Raw genomic sequence first — 18,715 nt, forward strand, 5'->3', positions numbered from 1 at the left:
TTGTTGAACAAGAACTGAGGTCAGGACACCACCGTGAACCGGCGAAGCAAGGGAACACTGATTGCTGCCAGGGCAGCCGCGGGAATGACAAGTCCGATCAGACCGATCGTCACGCGCTCGGTCACCTGAGAGATTGGTTCTTCTTCGTAGGTGAATGTTGGAATGCGTTCGAGTTCGTCGGCCTGGATGGGTTGGGCTCGAAGAATCAAGGGGTGGAAATACGCACGCCATTGCGCGTGGAACGATTCCACCTGACTCATGAAGTGGCGGTAGCGAGCGGAGCCGGTCCCCGCCGCGTCCTGCAGTGCCTCGAACGCAGCAATGGCCGGCGAAAGGAATCGGAGACGATCGACGAGCGTTTGTTGACGACGGAGCTGATTTTCAAAGTGATCGAGTGTCTCGGCGATGCTGCGCTCGATGGCATTCTGAGTGGCAAGTGACTGAATGGCGAACTCGGAGTAATCGGCCTCGGCACCAACCAGTTCGGGGTGATCTTCGAAGTAGCGGGCTTTCAGCCGGGTCCCTTCAGTCTGAGCCTCGTTCGAGGCATTGCGAATCGCCTGAACCAGCTCGACCCGAGACGGTACCGGATAGGTTGCTCGGACAAGCACGTTCACCAGGGCGGGGACGACCGCGACTAGCAAGAGCCAGGTACCGGCCAGAGCGACCGCGTTAGTTGCCGAGCTTCTCCCGAGCGCATTGATGGCCACAGCGAGGGCAAACCAGAAGGCGCCATACGACACGACGATCGCAAGCCAGAGGGCAAGTCTTGATGTGAAATCGCCTTCCGCCGCGTCTTGCCCTGAGAGAGCTATACTTCCGATCGAAACGACGATTGCCAGCCCAACGACCGCGATGGCTCGGGTCAACACCTTTCCCGCGACCAGAGTTCGCAGTCGGAGCGGCTGGGAAAGCAGCAGGACGAGCGTTCCCTGTTCTTTTTCGTTGGAGAGCAGGTTATAGCTGAGCGCGAGAATGATCAGAGGATATAACGTGATGATCACAAAGCCGAGGTCGAATCGTCCGGTGAGTAAATGCACTGGATTCTCGATCTCGTCTGCGGCGGCGAACGATTGGCGTCCTTCAGTCGAGACCTTCACATATGAAGGGTAAAGGTCAGATTGGCCGATCACAAAGGCCGCCAGCGGTCCGGAGGGCAAGGCAGCGTATCGAGCACCAAGTGAGGTGCCGACCTGATCTGCAGGCACACCAGTACCCGATCCGGGCGAGCCGAGACGCTCGCGGAGTTGCCTGTAACGCTCCTGCTCCTCGGCAGCGATGCCATCGCGGGTCGATTGCTGAAATGCCACCCAGGACGCTCCGTTCGCGACTCCGTAGGCGACAATTGCCACCAGCACAAGGGAAACGGCGATTAGCGTCCGATCGGCGATCAGCAGACGCGCCTCGTGTTGAGCAATGCGAAGAACCATTCAAGCAATCCTCTGATGGGTCAATCAGCGCGGAGCGAACGGGCCGATCGGTTCAGCAGTTCGATCGAGAGAGCAAGCCAGAAGATTAGGGCCAGGCATGCGAATGCCTGTCGAAAGAGGACCGAGCCGATTTCGGGCATCTCGTAACGAAATAAAGGCATGGATTCCCAGAGTTCCGGACCGGCCTGGTACATGAATCCGAGGTCGGCGCCGTTGATTTCCAGGTCCTTGTTCAAGGTTCGGACAATGATGCGTCGATGGGTCTCAGCGGCCTCGCTAAACTCGTGATATTGCGACGTGTCAGTGCCGGCCAGGCCCATGGAAAGTTCGCGAATGGCCAGGGTGGGCAAGACAAATCCAAGCCCCTTCCGAAGTGCGTTCTGCAACCAAAAGCGTTCCCAAAGGGTGTCGTGGTGGCGGTCGAAGACGGCGTTGCCGTACTCCTCGCTGGCCTGGAGGGCGATACCTTGAAAGTTGACGGGCAGGTCTTCCACGAAGTCGACGTCGTATTGCGTAAGGAGATCTTCTTCGAGACGACGAAGACGCTCGTCTGCGGGATCGTGACCGTCGATTCCCTGCCGAATATCTCGATCAATCGCCGCGTGGAATTCGAGCGAGGAGGGAGTTGGGAGCCAGCGGCGAGAGAGGTCGGTTGCCAATCGGGGCGCGATCATCGTATTGACGATCCAGAAGGCGAGCAGAGTGATTAAGGCTGCCCGCGACGATCGAGCCCGAGCCGAGACGGTCAGCGAAAGCAGCAAGAAGATACCCAGATACACGAGATACCCGGTTGCCATCGCCAGAGCATGCGGCCATGTTTTCTCGGCGTCGGGGCCGCTTTGGATGAGGAGGTAGACCCCGATTGCCACGGCGGGCACGGCGATCAATCCCAGGCTGACCGCCAGCCCTAGTGCCTTGCCGGCGACCAGTTGACCGGGCTGGACGCCTAGGCTCAAGACCTGGCGGAGTGTACCTTGCTCGCGTTCGGCGGCGATGCTCGGAAAGGTCAGGACGACGATGAGCAAAGGCATCAAGAACTGAAGCACCGCCGCCGCGGTTAGTTCCCCAAAGCGTTGCAGCGCCGTGGCATCTCGAGCCGGACGATGCTGGAGGTCGTTCCGTTGGTGAGCTTCCAGGTAGACGGAAACACCGGTGTAGGGGTCGATCCCCGGATCAACGAATGCGAGGGGAAGTTTAGGTTTGAAGAGATAGAGCCCGTAGTGGGCCGCAGCATGGGGGTTCTTCTCTTCCTGACACTCGAAGTGCTCTCGGGCCTCGGCCTGGGCGCGGGTGTGCTCCTCGCTGACGTCTCTCCAGGATCGCCAGCCCACAGCCGTGGCGCCGATCAGAAGCACCGCGATGATCGCCGCAGAGGCTCGGAAGCGGCCGTCACGGAGTTGTTCGGTCAGTTCCTTTCGGGCAATTCGGACAATCATTGAGTGAATTCCTTATGATATTTCTATTGAAAATCAATCATGCATATGTTCAAGATAAATTCGTTCCAGGTCTGCGTGGCCGACCTCGGCGGTGTCGAGGGCGGCGACGAGGTGGCCGTGTTTCATAATGCCAACCCGGGTGCCGGTTTCCTTGGCCCGGAACAGGTCGTGAGTGGCCATCAGGATGGCCACTCCCTGTTCGCGGAGCATCAGGAGGAGGTCGGAGAACTCGTTCGACGCCTTGGGATCGAGCCCGGAGGTCGGTTCGTCGAGCAGCAAGCCCCTGGCTCTCTTGGCAATCGCCACGGCGATACCGACTTTCTGCCGCATCCCTTTCGAGTATGTGCGTACCCGGCGTCGAGCGGCATCCTCGGGCAAGCCAGCCTGGCGAAGAAAGCCAAGGAATTCGTCGTTTGAATAAGACGAATGCCCGGCCAGGGCCGCAAAGTAGGAAAGGTTTTCGAGGCCCGTCAGGTTTCCGTAGAGCATGACCTGTTCGGGAATGTAGGCGAGGTGCTTCTTCGTCTCCAGCGGATGTTCGGCCACGTCCAGGCCATTGATTTTCGCCGAGCCGGATGTGCGAGGAATGAAGTCGAGAAAGAGGTTGATCGTCGTGGTTTTCCCTGCGCCGTTGGCGCCGAGCAGACAGTAGACTTCTCCGGGACGCACCGTGAGATTCAGGTGATCCAGGGCTGTGTGAGAGCCATAGGCTTTTGTCAGATCGGACGCCTCAAGCATAGGAAGTGAACCTCTCCGAATCAGAATTGCACGATGGAAAGCAGTCGAACCCATGACCAGTGTGGTCGGGCACGTTTGCTCGGAGTTCTCGAATCAGCTCGGTGGCGAAGCTCAACACGGTTTTTTGGCGAGTGGGCACCTGAACCGTATCAAGGCATCAGTCATCGACATTACCCGTTCTCGACTCTGCGCACGGTCAGAGGTCCTGTCCGGAATCGGAAGGAACCTTGCCCAACGCCTCGACCGAGCGGAGCGTCTGTCGGATGGAATGCAATGGTCCGTCTGGCCGATCGGCTGGGTTCGATCGAATGCGTTCGGAACGCCGATCCCACTCCAATCGCTGCTCCGGGGTGTTCAGGAAGCGTTCGGCGGGCCTCGAGGAGGATGTGGTTGTGAACGCTCGGTCGAGTCAGGTGAGGTGGGGCCAACAGATGAGTGTGGCCGAGTGACCGAGCTCTCGTGTCGAGGGCCCGCTTCGGCGGTCAGTTGGGGTTGGGCGAAGAGTTGGCAGAGGGTGCACTCGTCGTGTGCCGCGGCAAGGCTTCCGTGATCGTTGGTGGAGGTGTCATGGTCGTGTTCGAATCCTGGAAGGAGGTGGAGTCCCGGTCCGCCGGCCAGTAGGGCCGAGGACGCAATCGCTATCCAGGTCAGTCCGATCACGGTCGGGAGCTGATGCATTGGCACGCGGAACGCTCAGAGGAATGATCAGGGAGTATTACGAATTTACCAAGCGACACACCGGATTCCCAAGAGAAAACCCGGTGTTTTGTCAAAATGAGTTGGGTTTTCTTGCAAGGATCGACGGATGCTCACGGAGCAGCGAGGAGGCTCGGTTGGTGTCACGGTGAGGCGATAGATGAATCACCGTTTCTGGTCGGAGAAGCATGCGATGCCGCCTCCTTCGGTGGCGAGTGCCAGTCGACGTCCTTGAGGATCCCAGGAGAGGCAAGAAATTCCACTGTCGATGGCAAACCTGTCCAATTGGGTCGCCTGGCGACCGAGTTTCCAAACCCCGATCGCGCCGTCAGCGAACCCAGCGGCAAGGCGAGCCTCGACTCGAGGTCGAAATGCCAATGACGTAATCCGAGATCCCGAGAGTCCGAATTGAAGCGGCGTGGTGCCTGCAGGGCCCTTTCCGGAGAAGTCCCAGACACACACCTCGGTCCCACCTCCCGTTGCCAGGAAGCGACCGGACTCATCCCAGGCGAGTTCCTGGACCTTGGTCGGATAGCCCCACATCTGAAGGTCGTCTCCGGTACGGAGGTCCCAGAAGTGGACAGTGGAATCCTGGTTGCCGGTGGCAAGGTAGCGTCCACTGGGACTCCAGCAGATGGTCAGCATCGAGCCTTTCCAGAAAAACTGCCGAAGGGGCTCGTCTCGATCGGGAGTCCAGATGGCCAGTTGCCCGTAGGATGCGGAGGCCAGTTGCTGCAGCTTCGGATGCCAGCGGATGTCGGCGATGGTGCTCGGGTGAGCGGGATAGGATCGCATCAGGTCGCCATCGGCATTCCAGAGCCGGAGACTCCGGCCTGCTGACGTTGCGAGCAGTGGAGCCTGAGCGCACCAGGAGAGGCGTTCAACCCAGGCCGCACCCCCGTCGACTGCCGCGATTTGCTGGCCCGAGGCCGCATCCCAGAATCGCACCTTACCGTCTTGTCCGGCACTGGCGAGTCGATCTCCTGTCGGGCTCCAGGAGATGGAGGTGGTCCCGAATCCATGACCGTCGAGCTGGTGCACCCATTCACCGGTCTGACCGTCGATCAGAGCGATCGGTCCGGCAATGGAGGCTCCGGCGAGTCTTCGACCGTCAGGTGACCATTCGATTGCGATGACATGATCATTCATCTCCTCGGCGGCCCAGAGCGGCTCGAAGACGGGAGTCGACGGTCCTCGGTTCCGCGCTCTCGGGTTCAAACGAGACATGCGCGGAACTCCTCGTTCAGTTCCTTTCGGTCGAGGTTACGGCCGATGAAGATCATTCGGTTGTGTCTTGGCTCAGTTCCCCAGTCGCGATCGGGGCGGCCGTCGAAAAGCATATGGACCCCCTGGAAGACAAATCGCCTGGGGTCTCCCGCGATGCTCAGGACTCCTTTCATCCGGAAAATGTCGCTTCCACGATCGCGGAGGAGGGTTGAGAGCCAGGTGTTGAGTTTTGTTCCATCAAGGTCGCCGGGAATGCTGATGCCGACCGAGGAGACCTCCTCATCATGTTCGTGGTCGGGTTTGTACTCGTGCGGTTGACTGGGTGTTATCGGCCCGTCCGGTCCTTCGAGGCGTGCGTTGAACTCGTCGGGATGGTGTTCCGAGAACATTACATAATGTCCGGGCGTTTCGATGCGAACCCCAAAAGAGGTCGTTTCCGACCCAAGTTTCAAGTGGGCCAGGTGGGGGCCAGAGACGAAAGCGTTGCCGGGACTGACCTCGCGGCCATCGTCAGAAAAGGTCAGAACCGCATTCATCAAGACGGTTTCTGAGGGCTCGGTTGCGTCGCCGAGAGGCAAGAGCGCCACGGCCATCGCGGGATCGGGGCCTGGTTCCATGACCCAGCGGTAGTCCCCTCGATCGAGCCGATAAACACCGCTCCATTCGAACGGATATTCCGGCTCCATGAATTTCGGGTCGACCTCCAGGGCCCGCTCGAGGTTGAAACCGCCGATGTTCAGGATGCGGTCCATCTCGACCACCGCGTCCCTCGTCCGGTGGATCTTTGCGGCGGCGTTCATCGCCTTGAGCCGAGACTCCAGTCGCTCCAGTTCCTCGGGTGTCACCAGGTCGACCTTGTTCAACAGGATCACGTCGGCGAAGGCGATCTGCTCTTTCACTTCGTCCGAGTCGTCGATGTGCTGCCAGACATGCTTGGCGTCGACCAAAGTGACGATCCCGTCGAGCATGAGCTTCCCTTGCATCTCGTCGTCGACAAAGAACGTCTGTGCCACGGGTCCCGGATCGGCCAGGCCGGTTGTCTCGATCAGGATGGCATCGAAGCGATCCCGGCGCTTCATTAAGTTGCCGAGAATGCGGATCAGATCGCCGCGAACGGTGCAGCAGATGCATCCGTTGTTCATCTCGAAGATTTCTTCCTCGGCGTCGATGACCAATTCGTTGTCGACGCCGACTTCACCGAACTCGTTCTCGATCACGGCGATTCGTCGGCCGTGCTGTGCGGTGAGAATGTGGTTTAACAGGGTTGTTTTGCCGGCGCCGAGGAAACCGGTCAAGACCGTCACGGGCACGCGTCGCTCATCGGTGGCAGTTGTCACGGCCGAGGCCTCGTCATCGAAGGGAGGAGATGGAATGGAAATACGGCTCGACACAGAACGGGCGTTACCGTCTGGGGTCCGACTGCGGGGAAGGGGCGAGACGTTTTACGTCGGCTTCGGTTACGAGTTCGAGGGGTGAGTGAATCGTGACCTGAACTGTTGGAGTTCGTTCATTGAGGATTGCGATCACCGTCTCCAGCGGAGGGCAGCCTGGCTCTGAGCATCGAAGCTCTGTAACCAAGACGGTGGCCTCTTCAGGGAGTTGAAAGGTGTCCATGACCCATTGTTTGATTTCCGAAACGCGAGCCCGATTCGACGGCTTTGGTGCGAAGTTCACAGGACCCATCATGGTGTGATTGCTCCGGCAGGAGTGTCAGCTGAGACATCTGGCGAGGTGGTCTGGCACCTGGGAGCAATCGTTGGGTCTGGCTCGGAGACGAACCACTCGAATCGTCTCGATTCAAAGGAAGGGGGGAGAGGGATGACACGGCCTTGCGTTCGGCACTCCTCAGCCCAGGAAATTATCGCGTCGTAATCAGCATCTCCTCCGAGTTGGCCATACCAGAACGTGCCGTTTGGGGTCACCACGACGGCGACATTGGTCACGTCACAAGGGCCGACACATCCAGAAATGGTCAGTTGAACGGATTTGTTCAAGGCCCCGGCTTTCCAGGCAGCCTTCAATCGATCGACAGGAACCTCTGGGTGTCCTCGGTCCGTGCGGCCGCAGCAGCAGCCCTTGCAGAGAATTAATTGCGCAAACGCCCGGCGGCGGGAGATGACCGGGCCTGGATCGGTCAGGGGCTGGTCCATCGTCCGGTTCCTCATGGCCGACAGTTCAGGAGGTTTTGGGATCGACACCCCGATTCGTCGCTCGACCGCGACGGGCCAAGAGCTTGGTGCCGAAACCGGCACCGACGAGAACCGAGAACAGCAACCCGTACGCTCCGAAGGCGAGGACATGGTCAAGCGTCGACTCCGGCTCCAGGCCCAGGAAGTCGATTTTCTCCAGCAGATGACCGGTGTGGTGGGCAAGGAGGTAGACCACGAATCTCTCTTTGGCATGATGGTGAGTGAAAAACCGCCCCAGATGGCGGTCGATCTGATAATGAGTTATCATTACCATTGCGGGTCGTCAAGGGACTACCCCCGCGACATTGTGAGGTGAGAACGATGAATTTGCGCAAAACACGACAGGGGCAAGCGATTCGTCGCGTGATTGCCGAGTCGGGTCGGCCGCTCAGTCCGGCCGAGATTCAGGAGGCGGCGAAACACGACATTCCGTCACTGGGGCTTGCGACGGTTTACCGGGTCATCAAGCGAATGGCTGAGGATGGGGAAGTGGCCGCGGTTCAGCTTCCGGGAGAGCCGCCGCGTTATGAAGATCAGCGTGTGGCGGCGAAGCACCATCATCATTTTCACTGCAATGACTGCGGACGGGTCTTCGACGTGCCTGGATGTCCGGGTGGGCTCGATGCGCTGACGCCGCCGGGATTCCAGGTGGACCATCATGAACTGGTGCTGTATGGGCAGTGTGCTTTGTGTCGACGAGAGCCGACGACCTCGTGACCGAAGTGAGAATTCCTCACCTGATTCAATCGAGATTGGATCGATCAATTAGCAGAAAGGGTACGCGTCGGTTGCCTTGGTGAGTTGGGCTGAAGGGATGTCGCAAATGCAATAAACCGGAGCCGTCAACGACCGGGGTCGGGCTTCAGAAACGGCTGGGAGGCTGGTACGGGATCGGACTCAACCGTTCGGTTTCCTTAAGTTCGCCCGGGGAGATGGAATGCTGAGGGTCATGGGGAGCGAGGCTTTCGGGTGCGAGGAAGTGATTGGTGCCGAACTGTTGCCGTTGTTGCATGACACGAGTGAGGGACGAGAGTCCGGCGATGATCGTGACGGCACCAATCATTGCGATCGGCGACGACAGGTGCGACGGCCAGAAGGCGAGTCCGGAAAACCACCTCCAGCAGAGCGTCTGAACCAGAATCGCCATTGCTGCCGTGAAGGCCGGAGGAATGGCTCGCAGGCCGGGCAAAACAGTTGAGGAACCAAACTGGACCATGAGCATGGCCAGCGCTGTGAGCAAGGCGATCGAGATGGCGGCCTGCCAGCCAAGGAAGATTCCGGCCAGCATCAGCACGGCGACCAGGCTGGCGCGTTGATCGGTGGCCAGGCAAAGGATTCCGCCCAGGAGCAGACCGGTGAGCTGCCCGAGTCCACTGTTGAGCAGTTCAGCGGGTGAGAATCCGGATCTCGGAAGCCAATCGGGTCGGGGGAGTCGGAAGGGAACCGGGTGCAGTTCGGCCATGAGGATCGGGCCGAGGAAGCCCACGAGAATCGTCATGATGAGGAGTCGCCTCGGAATCCGGTGTCCATCGAAGGCGATCAGGGCAAGGCAGAGGGTCGTACAGAGCAAGATGAGATGATAGGCATAGAGGCTGATCAAATCCCACTTTGGATACCAGAGGATCCAGACGACTCCTGCGTAAAAATTGGGTTCACGAACCGGGACCGAGCCTCCTCCGGAAAGCAATTGCACTTCAAGTAGGGCCAGAAAGATGGCTCCCGTGACGGTTTCGACGATCGGGTAACGTGGCGAAATGGGTGTCTGACAGGATCGGCACCGTCCCCGCAGCCGGAGCCATCCGAGAATCGGAATGTTTTCCCGGAAGGTCAGGGCGGTGTGACAGGATGGACAGTGGGAACTCCTTCCCCAGATCGGCAACCCCTTCGGCATACGATACACCACGACATTGAGGAAGCTCCCGACCGAGGCCCCCAGGACGAAGAACCAGCAGGCGGTCATTCCCTTCAAGATCGCCATGGTTTGCTGATCGGACTGAGACAGATCCTCAATGGTCTCGATCCCGAGCGACCGCATGGTCAATTCGGAAGGGGAAGAGGCGGCCTGGGTTTCCTCGGAACGTTCCGAGTCGCTCGGTTTCATGCCCGCGAAGATTTCCGGGTAGGGTGGCAGTGTGGGCAACGCGTTCCCGTCGGCCTGAGCCGTTGAGCTTTCCAATCCGAGCGTGGCAAACAGAATCATCGCCGCACCGACCCAGGAGACGCGGCGATTGCCCTTGCTGGCTCGCTGCTTCGACGAGACGGAGACGGGCCGGAAGGCCGATTGGGTGCAGAGGCGAACCGCGTCGCGGCACTGAGATCGGATGACCTCGGTCTCGCCTTCTCCCGGATTCGCGATCGAGCTGGGTGCGTAGATGGCCCAGTCGGCCAGGGGGATGAGACGGCGGATCGCCTCCCGGGCTGAGGGATCCTCGAGCCGGTCGGCGGCGAAGCGATACCAGTCTCGGAGGGTCGTGGAACCGGCACGGCCGATTCCGGAGAGCTGGGCGCGACGCTCCAGAAGTCGAACCGTGACGATCACCGAGTGTCGAGCCCCGCCGTGGAACGTGAGCCGCCAGATGAGCGTGGCGATGACCCCGGCCAGCCAGGAGCGAAACCCGACCAGAAGCCCGACCACAGCGAGAGTGCCCAGCGTTCGGACGGGGTGTTGGACGATCCAGTAGAAGACTCTGCTCACCGCCTCACCCAACCGGGCGAGCAGCGCCGGTTCCGGCCCAAGGACCTCAAAACCGGGAGTAGCCTCGACGACGATCCATTCCTGAGTCGGCAATTGCACCTCGACCCAGGTATGCAGATCGGCGGGCCAGAAGACCGGCGTCCAGCGTGAATCGGGATCGTACCGATCGGGATTCGCGTAGAGCCCCTGGACGAATCGAGCCGGGTATCCGAGGCTTCGTAACAGGAGGCAAGCGGTGCTGGCGAAAATGTAGTCGTCGCCACGGCGTTGCTCGAAGAGAAAATGGGCGATTGGGTCGTCGACCTCGGAGGGGATGACGGCGTTCTCATCCCATTCGTAATCGGTCCGCAGGTGGTCGGTAATCGCCTCGACTTGCGACCAACCGCGGTCAAGGCCTTTGGTCCATTGCTCGGCGAGGGCTCGGATGCGCGGGTCGAGTGGGCGGTGGTCGGGAGCGTCGGGGGAGCCGACAGTCATGCTGGTTCGGAGGTATTTCGGCAGGGAGTAAGATCGGCCTGGCGGCATCGAGCAAGCTCGGAGCCGAACGGGGTCGATCGTAGGGGTGTGCGTTTCGAGCTTTGTTTGCTTGGGCAAGGCATCGGCGCGGTATCGGAGGATGCCTTCCTGGGCCAGGGCGAAGAAATTCGGTCGGTCGATCCGGTCGATCCGAAACCGGTCGCAACCGGGGGGGAGGGGGAGCTGTGGAGCCTCGATCTCTCCGACCACAATTTCGTGGGAGATTGCCCCGGCGTTGATCGACTGGTCGGTCCGGGGCAGCTCGATCCATCCTGCGAAGCCGAGTTGAAGCTCGATGGAATCGGCCCCCAGGGTCGGCTCGACCCAGGATCGGCCGTCGAACTCGTCGAAGGCCAGCATTCGGAGATGAAGCGGGGTCTTCCCCCGAACCGAATAGGCTTCGCCGGCCGATTGATCGGGGCGTTTGGAATCGCGTCGAGGACCTCCCCGGACCACCGAGAACTCTCGGGTCGGGTTTGACTGGCGCGATTGTTCCTCCTGAAGCTCGCCCGACTGGTTCTGGATGGCCACAGCCAGACTGCGGCGATTGTTGAATTCTTCGGGATCGCCGTAGCGTTCGGTGCTGGCGTCGTAGAGGGAGGTGTCCTTAGTTTCGAGGAAGATGTCGGAATCGACGGGACCGGAGGTGGTCGGGTCGTTGATCCCCTGGGCGAGGTTCGGGCCATCTCCCACGCCAGATTGAGCGGAGGCATCGGCGATGGTGGTTCCGCCGGAGGTCGGCATCAATTCACCCAGCACGCCGATCGTTCGACGGGGACCGACCACGAGCACGGTCATCGCTCCGACGAGCAACCCCCAGACGAGGATAGCAAGAACCGGGGGGCGATGGTTCGTTCCCTCCAGCAGCTTGATCTGGATAAAGCTCCAGTAGAGCAGGATCAACCAGTAGCTGCCGAGCAGGGCATAGGCCGTCGCCAGGACGTAGAGCAGGCGGTGCTCTCCCAGAACCGAGCTGAATAGCATGAGCGCCAGAGACAGGCCGCCGGAAAGTCTCAGGCAGATGGGATTGCCCGCCAGCGCGATGACCGAGAGGGCGGCGTCTCGCAGCAAGAGGACCAGCATGGTTTCGTAGGCAAGCGCGGGCATCCCTGCGATGGTCACGCCGAGGTCCACCCCCCAAAGCACAGCGACCATGGCGCAGGAGAGGAGCATGGTGGCAACCGAGGGAACGTCTTCCGATTGCCTCCTGCGGGAGAGAAAGGCATGGACGATCACCGCCCAGCCGGTCAGCAAGGCGACCTGAAGGACCCGAAAGGCACCATGCACGCCGGGACGATCGAGCGTGTATTCGGCCGTGAGCACGGAGATCGCCACCAGAACGAAGCCGAGCCGGACGAGTTGCCGACCGGCCCGTGTTTCCTCAGTTCGCATTGAGGACCTCCCGCCAGCCGCGCCGGAATTGTCCGGCAACGTTGTTCGCATCGGTAATCTCGATCCAGGGGCGGACAAGCAAGGGCCGATCGTGGCGTTCCGGTTCGGCCACGGCGCCGAAGGAGGCGGCGCGGAGGATGATTGCTTTGCCTCCATGCGGCCAGGCATCTGCCCGCTGGAGCCCTCGATCGGTGGTGATCACGACCTGCAACCCATCACGGAAGCGTCGGACAGGAGAGGAGGAGAGGACCTCGCCGATCGTTTTTGACGTTTTCGGCGGAATCTTCGCGAGCGTATCGAGCAGGCGTTCGCGATGCGAGGTGCCCGATCCGGTCGCGACCGAACGGTCGTCGACGACGAGATGAACCAGGGCTCCTCGGTTCAGGAAGGCTTCGATCAAAGTTGCTGCGATCCGGATGGCCCATTCCCGAGAGCTGTACGGTCCGTTTCCGCCGTGAACCGAAGGGAGGACGTCAAGCACGACCTGAAGATGCAGGTTCGCGCTGGCCTGTCGCTCGCAGACGATCAGGCGATCGTAACGGGCCGACTGTGGCCAGTGAATCCGGCGGAGTGAGTCGCCTCGGACATAGGGACGCACACCGAAGAAGTCTCCAGAGTGGCCCGCACGGTTCTGGAAGACGAGTCCTTCGCGGGTCCGATCACTCGCTGCGGCCTCGGGAATGTCGTCGAGTGGCAGGGATCGGGGCCAGACAAGCAGGCTCCCAGTGGTTGCGAGTGATCGCTCGGCCTCCCAGAGGCCAAAGGGAAAACCGGTTCGGAGGGCTGCCGAACCGCGCGGATACTCGCCTCGCAAGGGAGGGACGTACGGAAATTCGAACTCGGTGGTCCTCCATCCAGGGACGACCGCGAGATTGACGACCGAGCCAGAACCGGCATCTTCGTGTCCCCCCCGGAGGCGAAGCCCCCAGGAGCCGATCGGCAGGTAGTTTGATACGACCAGGCGGGCTCTCGTGCCTTTGCCCTCAACAGTCCGGCGGTCCTCGAACTTCAGGTGACCCCGGATCGCCAAGAGGCTGACCTTTGGCCAGATTACCCCGAGGACGATGACCGAGCCCACCCCGATCAGGAGTAAGTATGCCCTGGCATGGACGAACCAGCCGCAGAGAGCCGCCGCCACTGCCGCCATCGCCAGACTTCCCAGCGGATAGCGCCAGGGAAGATACGCATTGACGAAGGAGAAATGATCGGCCTCGACCAGGAGATGACGCATCCCGAGCAGCCAGCGCTGCAACCGAGAATCGCCATCGTGATGGTGAACCCGTTCAGCGTTCAGTTCGCGATCGTCGAGGATCATCATTTCGGACACTCCCTGCTCCCATCGACCTGGAAATCGCGTGAGGGATTGGCCGTGGCGCGGCGCTTGAATTCCCAGTGTCGAGAAGCGGTCCCCCTCGTTGGAGGAGCCAATTCAGGGCGATGTCGCCGCCTTGCCGGGATGAGTTCCGGGGCGGCTCAGCCTGGGAAGGGTTCACGCAAGTCCCCGAAAACACCGGTCGTCCAGCAACGGAGTCGGCGAATTCGTGGCAGCGTTGATCAAGAGCAACGCGCGAACGGGCAACTGGCGATTGAGCCCTTCGCGGTACGAAGCCCGAGGCTTCGGTGATCAGCAGGAGGTGCCAGGAGGGGCGCGAGGCTCACCCGTCTTGAAGTACGGGGTCCGGATGGAGAGAGGAGCCGACACGATCGAGAAGGAATGAACCTGGAACCCGAGCGAGACGCCCTGGTGCAGCAAATCGAGCTGAGCCTGCCCGGAGAATTCGCAGACGGGACAATTAGACTCGGCGTCGAGCGGCGGAGAGGAGGGAATCTCCGAGCCGTCTGAAGAGCACGTGGAGTGTCCTCCATCGTGAATCAACTCGTGGACGAACGGCCCAAGGGTGGGCAGCCACCCGTAGGTCAGCAGGAGAAGCGTCGCGATTGACTGAAGGAACGGTCGCGACATCATCAATGACGAATCGAGTGAAACGAGGTTGGGACGAGTGGTTGATGCGATCGGAGATTCCAATCTCATTTACGCTACGCGGTGTTGGCCCCCCTCGTCAATGGTAAGTTGGGCATTCGTGGTCCTTCCTTTGCGTTCGAAATGGATCTCGACAATCAAGGCAGACCGCCAGATCGACAACTTCGCCTACAATCGCAACGAGGACGACAATCGATCGAGCATTGCCCTGGTGCGGCATTGGTAAGATGCCCGATGCTTATCCCCTGGCTCTCGGTTGATGAAGCATCGTTTTCGGACTGATAGCGAAGAGGACGGACAGGAGTTTTCTGGCGATGGCGGACAATCTGGGTCGCATGGATGGGAAACGTTGCCTGGTGACCGGGGCGACTTCGGGAATTGGGGCGGTGACAGCCGAAGAGCTTGCCCGACTGGGGGCTGAGGTGATTCTCGTCGGACGCGATCCGAAGAAGTGCGAGGAGATGCTTGAGCGTCTCCGACGGCAAACGGGCAACACTGCGATTCATTCAATGGTTGCGGATCTCTCGTCACAGGCGGAGGTGCGTCGCCTGGCCGAGGACGTTCGAGTGCGGTTTGATCGGCTCGACGTGCTGATCAACAACGCCGGTGCGTTGTTCATGGATCGTCGCGAAAGCGTTGACGGAATCGAGATGACCTTCGCTCTCAATCATCTGGCTTATTTCTTGCTCACACACTTGTTGCTTGATTGTTTGAAGGCTGCGGCTCCGAGCCGGATTGTCGTCGTGGCGTCTGACGCTCATCGTGGAGCGTCAATCAACTTTGATGATCTTCAGGCCCAAACGCGATTCAAGGGGCTTCGGACGTACAGTCAGTCGAAGCTTGCCAACGTCTTATTTGCCAGAGAGTTGGCCAGGAGACTCGAAGGCACTCGGGTAAGCGTCAATGCCCTCCATCCGGGAGTGGTCAACTCGTCCTTCTTTTCCTCGGGAGAGGGGCCGGCCTGGTGGGTCATGCGCCGGCTGGCGGGGCTCATTGCCATCTCGTCAGAGCAAGGTGCGAAAACGTCGGTCTACCTGGCCACTTCTCCCGAGGTCGAGGGGGTGTCGGGAACCTACTTCGTCAAGCAACGCCAGGTGAAACCTGCTCCCGCGGCCCAGAACGACGAGGTAGCCCGACGGTTGTGGCGTGTGAGCGAGGAGATGACGGGGCTGGTTTCTTCGGAGTGAGTGTGTCCGGAACAAACGCTGAAGGTGGTGCTTCGAGGTTGGTCTCGATGCACAACGCGTTCAGCGTCTGAGCCGTTTCAAGATCTCGATCATTTGGGATTCCGGTACAATGAAATGAAACCGTTCCATCCTGCGACGGTCTCGACGATTGCGAGAGGCTGATCCTCCTCTGAGCGAAGGAGAATCGAATAGTGTTGGAGCAGTACCTCAGAAAGCGCTCCAGGAGCCATTCGTGATGAATGATGTGTTGCTGATTGTCGGCGTCATGTCGGTCTGGTTTGTCGTAGCTCGTTGGGTGCTCCCCGCGCTCGGAGTTCCGAGCTGAATGGGCGGGTCGTGTGCGGTGTTACCGCACGAGGACGTGGAGCAGGCGGCATCGTCAAAGGACTCCCTTATTGCCGACCAGGAAACGACTCAACCGGGCGAACAGACGTCAATGCGATAAGATAAGTTTGAGCCTCAGCCTTGTTACGTGGATGGTCGAGCGATCGAGCCGAACAGCGATGAGTGTCGTGCCTCAGGGAATCAGACACAAGGCAAAGGGGCGAGCCGTCGAAGGCTTCAAGCTTGTCGAGAAGCTGATCGTCGTTGTCAGTCCGATCGGCAGGAACCCAAGAAAGTGCTCGACAAATCGGAACCGGTCTCCGGGGTGATGCAGTTCGATCGGTTTTCCTGTCGCAAGCGATTCACGGATTGCCCTCAGCTCTGTCGGACTGATCAGCGCCGGTTGACGACTCTCGCGGCAGAGGTGGAGCGGTCGATGACAATGCCCCAGTTCGACCTCTTCGAGCACGGCATCAGGTTCGGGACGATACTGAAACAGACCGAGCGCGAGCGCATCCAGATAGAGGGAAATCGGTACAATCCCGGTACGTTCAAGTGACTGTATCTCGAAGATCAAGGCGTGTGTGTAAATCTGTTTTCCGCCCCTCCCGCTATATTCCGGGCGGCCTTCGCAAGAACGAGAAACCACCATTCGCCCTTCAAGCAAGGGGTGAATGTTGACGCTTGCCCGGTTGGCCTCATCGACCACGAGCGCACCGTGTGAAGGACACCAGGAGGCCAGGGTCCGTGCGTCCGTTTCTGAGACGCCTCGCGAGCGGCTCACCACGTGGTAGCCTTCCCGGCCGCTCCGAGGCAATGAGGTGTAAATGGCCTGATCTACCCACATAGCCGCGTATCCTGGAAAGGGCCGCTCACGGGAAGTCCCGTCAGCGCAGGAGGCCGGAAAGCCAGGCAAACGGCTCAACCACGCCACGAGGTTCAACACGCAGAGGAATGAGCAACTCTCCACCGTCTCGATCAACGAGTCGACCGCAGGAGCCGGCCACGCTGGAGCAGAAAAACTTGAAGTGACGCAGTCTCGCGTCGCACATGCGCCAAAGTGCCGAGGCATGGGCTCGGGCAAATGCGAGGGGGTCGTCGATCGGCTCTTCGCACAAATCGACCTTGGTGAAGACGAGCGCCACGGGAATATCCATCTTCCGACGCCGCTGGCCGTGCATGGATTCCAGATACGAGATGAGCTGCATGGCGAACATTTCTTGAGCCTGCCCCTCGGCAATCACGCCAACCGTGTCGATCAAGACGACCAGTCCGCCGCATCGTTCAATGAGTGTGCGTACGGTGGTATGAGTTCCCGGGCTTTCCAACTCGCTGGCGACGGCCTCGCCGGCAACGTCGGGTGTGACCACGTCGAAGCCGTGGCGCTTGCCGGTCGAGACCTCGCAATGAACCCATTGCCAACGATCGGCTTCGACCGGAGTTTTGTCCGGAAAGCGTTGCCGTTCCAGTGCGAGCATCACCTGGCGTTGCAATGCCAGGGAGAAAGGTCCTCGGGCCATTCCATGGAACGGACCAACACCATGCGAGAGCAGGTCGAGCAGCATCCCGAGGTAAACCGTCTTGCCGACACCGCTCGGGCCGAGGATTCCGACGATACGCGGGAAGGTTGGTCGTCCGAGGATCGATTCGATCACTTCCGCCGGAGCGAAGCATTCAATACAAGATTCTCCCCGCAGACTCCCTCCACAAAGCGGGCAGGGGACCTGACCCCCGAGCCGTGTGCTCCGATCGAGATAGCGGACACCGGTACTCATTGAAGGGGGCTCCTTTAGTCGTTGCCGGGGCAGATCGGTTGTCGGAGACACTCGGTCTCACAGGATGTTCGGCGGATGGCGAGGTCGTCGTTGGACTCAGTTGCCGGGTTGCTCTCGGAGTCGATCGGCCGAAAGCGCGCATCGGAAGCCAATGTTTGCACGACGATCGAGCGTGCCCTGACCGGTTACGAAGTGGCAGGTTGCCTCGCCCGGCAGGTAGGTGTCGAAGCTGCCACCGACAATCCGACGCATTGGCTTCCAGGGATGAAATTCTTCTCCTGAGTCGCAGGGGACGGCGTCGAGCAGGTCCTCGATCCATTCCCAGACATTGCCGCTCATCTGGAAAATTCCGTTTGGAGTCGCCCCGTTGCGGTAGGCATCGACGGGTACGGTGTCGCCGATCCCGCTGGAGCGGAGATTGGCTCGGGCTGGGTCAAACAGGTCGCCCCACGGATACCGGGTGCATCGGCCTCCGCCAAGGTGTTCGGGCCAACCGCCAGCCTTTTGCCATTCGGCGGCGGTGGGCAGGCGCTTGCCGACCCATCGGGCATAGGCTGACGCTTCATACCAACAGATGCCGACAACCGGATGATTGGCCCGGTCGCTCGGATAGGTGCGATTTGACCAGTCGGCGGGTCCTGGCTGGCCGGTGCGATCCGTGAATTGCAGGAGGCTGGGCCAGACTTCCCGCGGCCAGAGTTCCAGGCAGTCGTAACAGCCGGAGGCCACAAACCGTTGAAACATCTGGTTCGAAACCACATGTCGGTCAAGATAGAAGGCGGGGACCTCGACCAGTTCTTCGCCTCCGTCGCTACGGCCCAGAACGAGCCTTCCAAAGGGAATGAGGGCCATCCGTTGTTCGAGGGATTCCCAGGCACGTCGGGCATCTTCCTCAGTGACATGATCCGCGGCTGATTTGAGCAAGGCGAAGGCGTCTCGCCCATCGCTGATCAACTCGTCAATGAAGTGGCCGACCGATTCAGCCTCGGGAGAAGGGCCCGCGGCCGGAGCGGGACTTGAACGACCACCGAGCCATCGGAACGCCCAGCCTCGGCGGGGTGACTCAAGTGAGTGTCGGACCTGAACTGACATCGAAATTCCTTTGAACCCCGGGGGCCGCTTGGTAATC

14 protein-coding genes are annotated in these 18,715 nt (G+C 60.3%); 2 read left to right on the forward strand and 12 right to left on the reverse strand.

The window, feature by feature from the left end; all coding sequences use genetic code 11:
• Positions 1 to 20: 20 nt before the first annotated feature.
• The 6 genes from HG800_RS14605 to HG800_RS14630 form a co-directional block, all read right to left on the reverse strand.
• Positions 21 to 1,430 (reverse strand): ABC transporter permease, encoded by a 1,410-nt coding sequence (locus tag HG800_RS14605; protein WP_169977365.1) that lies wholly within the window; start codon positions 1,428 to 1,430, stop codon positions 21 to 23.
• A 20-nt stretch (positions 1,431 to 1,450) separates the two neighbouring features.
• The gene (locus HG800_RS14610) at positions 1,451 to 2,866 is read right to left on the reverse strand and encodes a DUF3526 domain-containing protein (protein ID WP_169977366.1); all 1,416 of its coding nucleotides are present in this window, start codon (positions 2,864 to 2,866) and stop codon (positions 1,451 to 1,453) included.
• Positions 2,867 to 2,899: 33 nt separating this feature from the next.
• The gene (locus tag HG800_RS14615; RefSeq protein ID WP_169977367.1) at positions 2,900 to 3,604 is read right to left on the reverse strand and encodes an ABC transporter ATP-binding protein; all 705 of its coding nucleotides are present in this window, start codon (positions 3,602 to 3,604) and stop codon (positions 2,900 to 2,902) included.
• A gap of 861 nt (positions 3,605 to 4,465) precedes the next feature.
• The gene (locus HG800_RS14620) at positions 4,466 to 5,527 is read right to left on the reverse strand and encodes a WD40 repeat domain-containing protein (protein WP_169977368.1); all 1,062 of its coding nucleotides are present in this window, start codon (positions 5,525 to 5,527) and stop codon (positions 4,466 to 4,468) included.
• Positions 5,515 to 6,864, reverse strand: a complete 1,350-nt coding sequence (locus HG800_RS14625; RefSeq protein WP_169977369.1) for a CobW family GTP-binding protein — start codon at positions 6,862 to 6,864, stop codon at positions 5,515 to 5,517. Before HG800_RS14625 ends, HG800_RS14620 begins: the two co-directional genes overlap by 13 nt.
• Before the next feature lie 838 nt (positions 6,865 to 7,702).
• Positions 7,703 to 7,984 carry a hypothetical protein gene (locus HG800_RS14630; protein WP_169977370.1) on the reverse strand — a complete coding sequence of 94 codons (282 nt, stop codon included), beginning with the start codon at positions 7,982 to 7,984 and terminating at the stop codon, positions 7,703 to 7,705.
• A 53-nt stretch (positions 7,985 to 8,037) separates the two neighbouring features.
• Here HG800_RS14630 and HG800_RS14635 point away from each other — a divergent pair, with 53 nt between their 5' ends.
• On the forward strand, positions 8,038 to 8,433 hold the full coding sequence (locus HG800_RS14635) for a Fur family transcriptional regulator (protein WP_169977371.1): 396 nt from the start codon (positions 8,038 to 8,040) through the stop codon (positions 8,431 to 8,433).
• A 145-nt stretch (positions 8,434 to 8,578) separates the two neighbouring features.
• Here the strand turns inward: HG800_RS14635 and HG800_RS14640 are convergent, their stop codons facing one another.
• The 3 genes from HG800_RS14640 to HG800_RS14650 all read right to left on the reverse strand — a co-directional run bounded on the left by HG800_RS14640 (position 8,579) and on the right by HG800_RS14650 (position 14,285).
• A complete protein-coding gene (locus HG800_RS14640) occupies positions 8,579 to 12,319 on the reverse strand; it encodes a prepilin peptidase (protein WP_169977372.1) in 3,741 nt (1,246 codons plus the stop codon).
• On the reverse strand, positions 12,309 to 13,637 hold the full coding sequence (locus HG800_RS14645; RefSeq protein ID WP_169977373.1) for a DUF58 domain-containing protein: 1,329 nt from the start codon (positions 13,635 to 13,637) through the stop codon (positions 12,309 to 12,311). The genes HG800_RS14640 and HG800_RS14645 overlap by 11 nt, the downstream gene beginning before the upstream one ends.
• Positions 13,638 to 13,943: 306 nt before the next feature.
• On the reverse strand, positions 13,944 to 14,285 hold the full coding sequence (locus HG800_RS14650; protein WP_169977374.1) for a hypothetical protein: 342 nt from the start codon (positions 14,283 to 14,285) through the stop codon (positions 13,944 to 13,946).
• A 329-nt stretch (positions 14,286 to 14,614) separates the two neighbouring features.
• On the opposite strand from HG800_RS14650, the gene HG800_RS14655 reads away from it, so the two are divergent.
• The gene (locus HG800_RS14655; RefSeq protein ID WP_206352272.1) at positions 14,615 to 15,487 is read left to right on the forward strand and encodes an SDR family oxidoreductase; all 873 of its coding nucleotides are present in this window, start codon (positions 14,615 to 14,617) and stop codon (positions 15,485 to 15,487) included.
• Positions 15,488 to 16,004: 517 nt separating this feature from the next.
• Here the strand turns inward: HG800_RS14655 and HG800_RS14660 are convergent.
• From HG800_RS14660 to HG800_RS14670, 3 genes are all read right to left on the reverse strand, one after another.
• Entirely contained in the window at positions 16,005 to 16,658 is a 654-nt protein-coding gene (locus HG800_RS14660) for a GAP1-N2 domain-containing protein (RefSeq protein WP_169977375.1), read from the reverse strand.
• Between the two features lie 40 nt (positions 16,659 to 16,698).
• Positions 16,699 to 17,586, reverse strand: coding sequence for a TRAFAC clade GTPase domain-containing protein (locus tag HG800_RS14665; RefSeq protein ID WP_169977376.1), 888 nt, complete (start codon positions 17,584 to 17,586; stop codon positions 16,699 to 16,701).
• A gap of 96 nt (positions 17,587 to 17,682) precedes the next feature.
• Positions 17,683 to 18,678 carry a formylglycine-generating enzyme family protein gene (locus HG800_RS14670; protein ID WP_169977377.1) on the reverse strand — a complete coding sequence of 332 codons (996 nt, stop codon included), beginning with the start codon at positions 18,676 to 18,678 and terminating at the stop codon, positions 17,683 to 17,685.
• Positions 18,679 to 18,715 lie beyond the last annotated feature (37 nt).

Origin of the sequence: Tautonia rosea (genome assembly GCF_012958305.1) — a bacterium.
Lineage (GTDB): Bacteria > Planctomycetota > Planctomycetia > Isosphaerales > Isosphaeraceae > Tautonia > Tautonia rosea.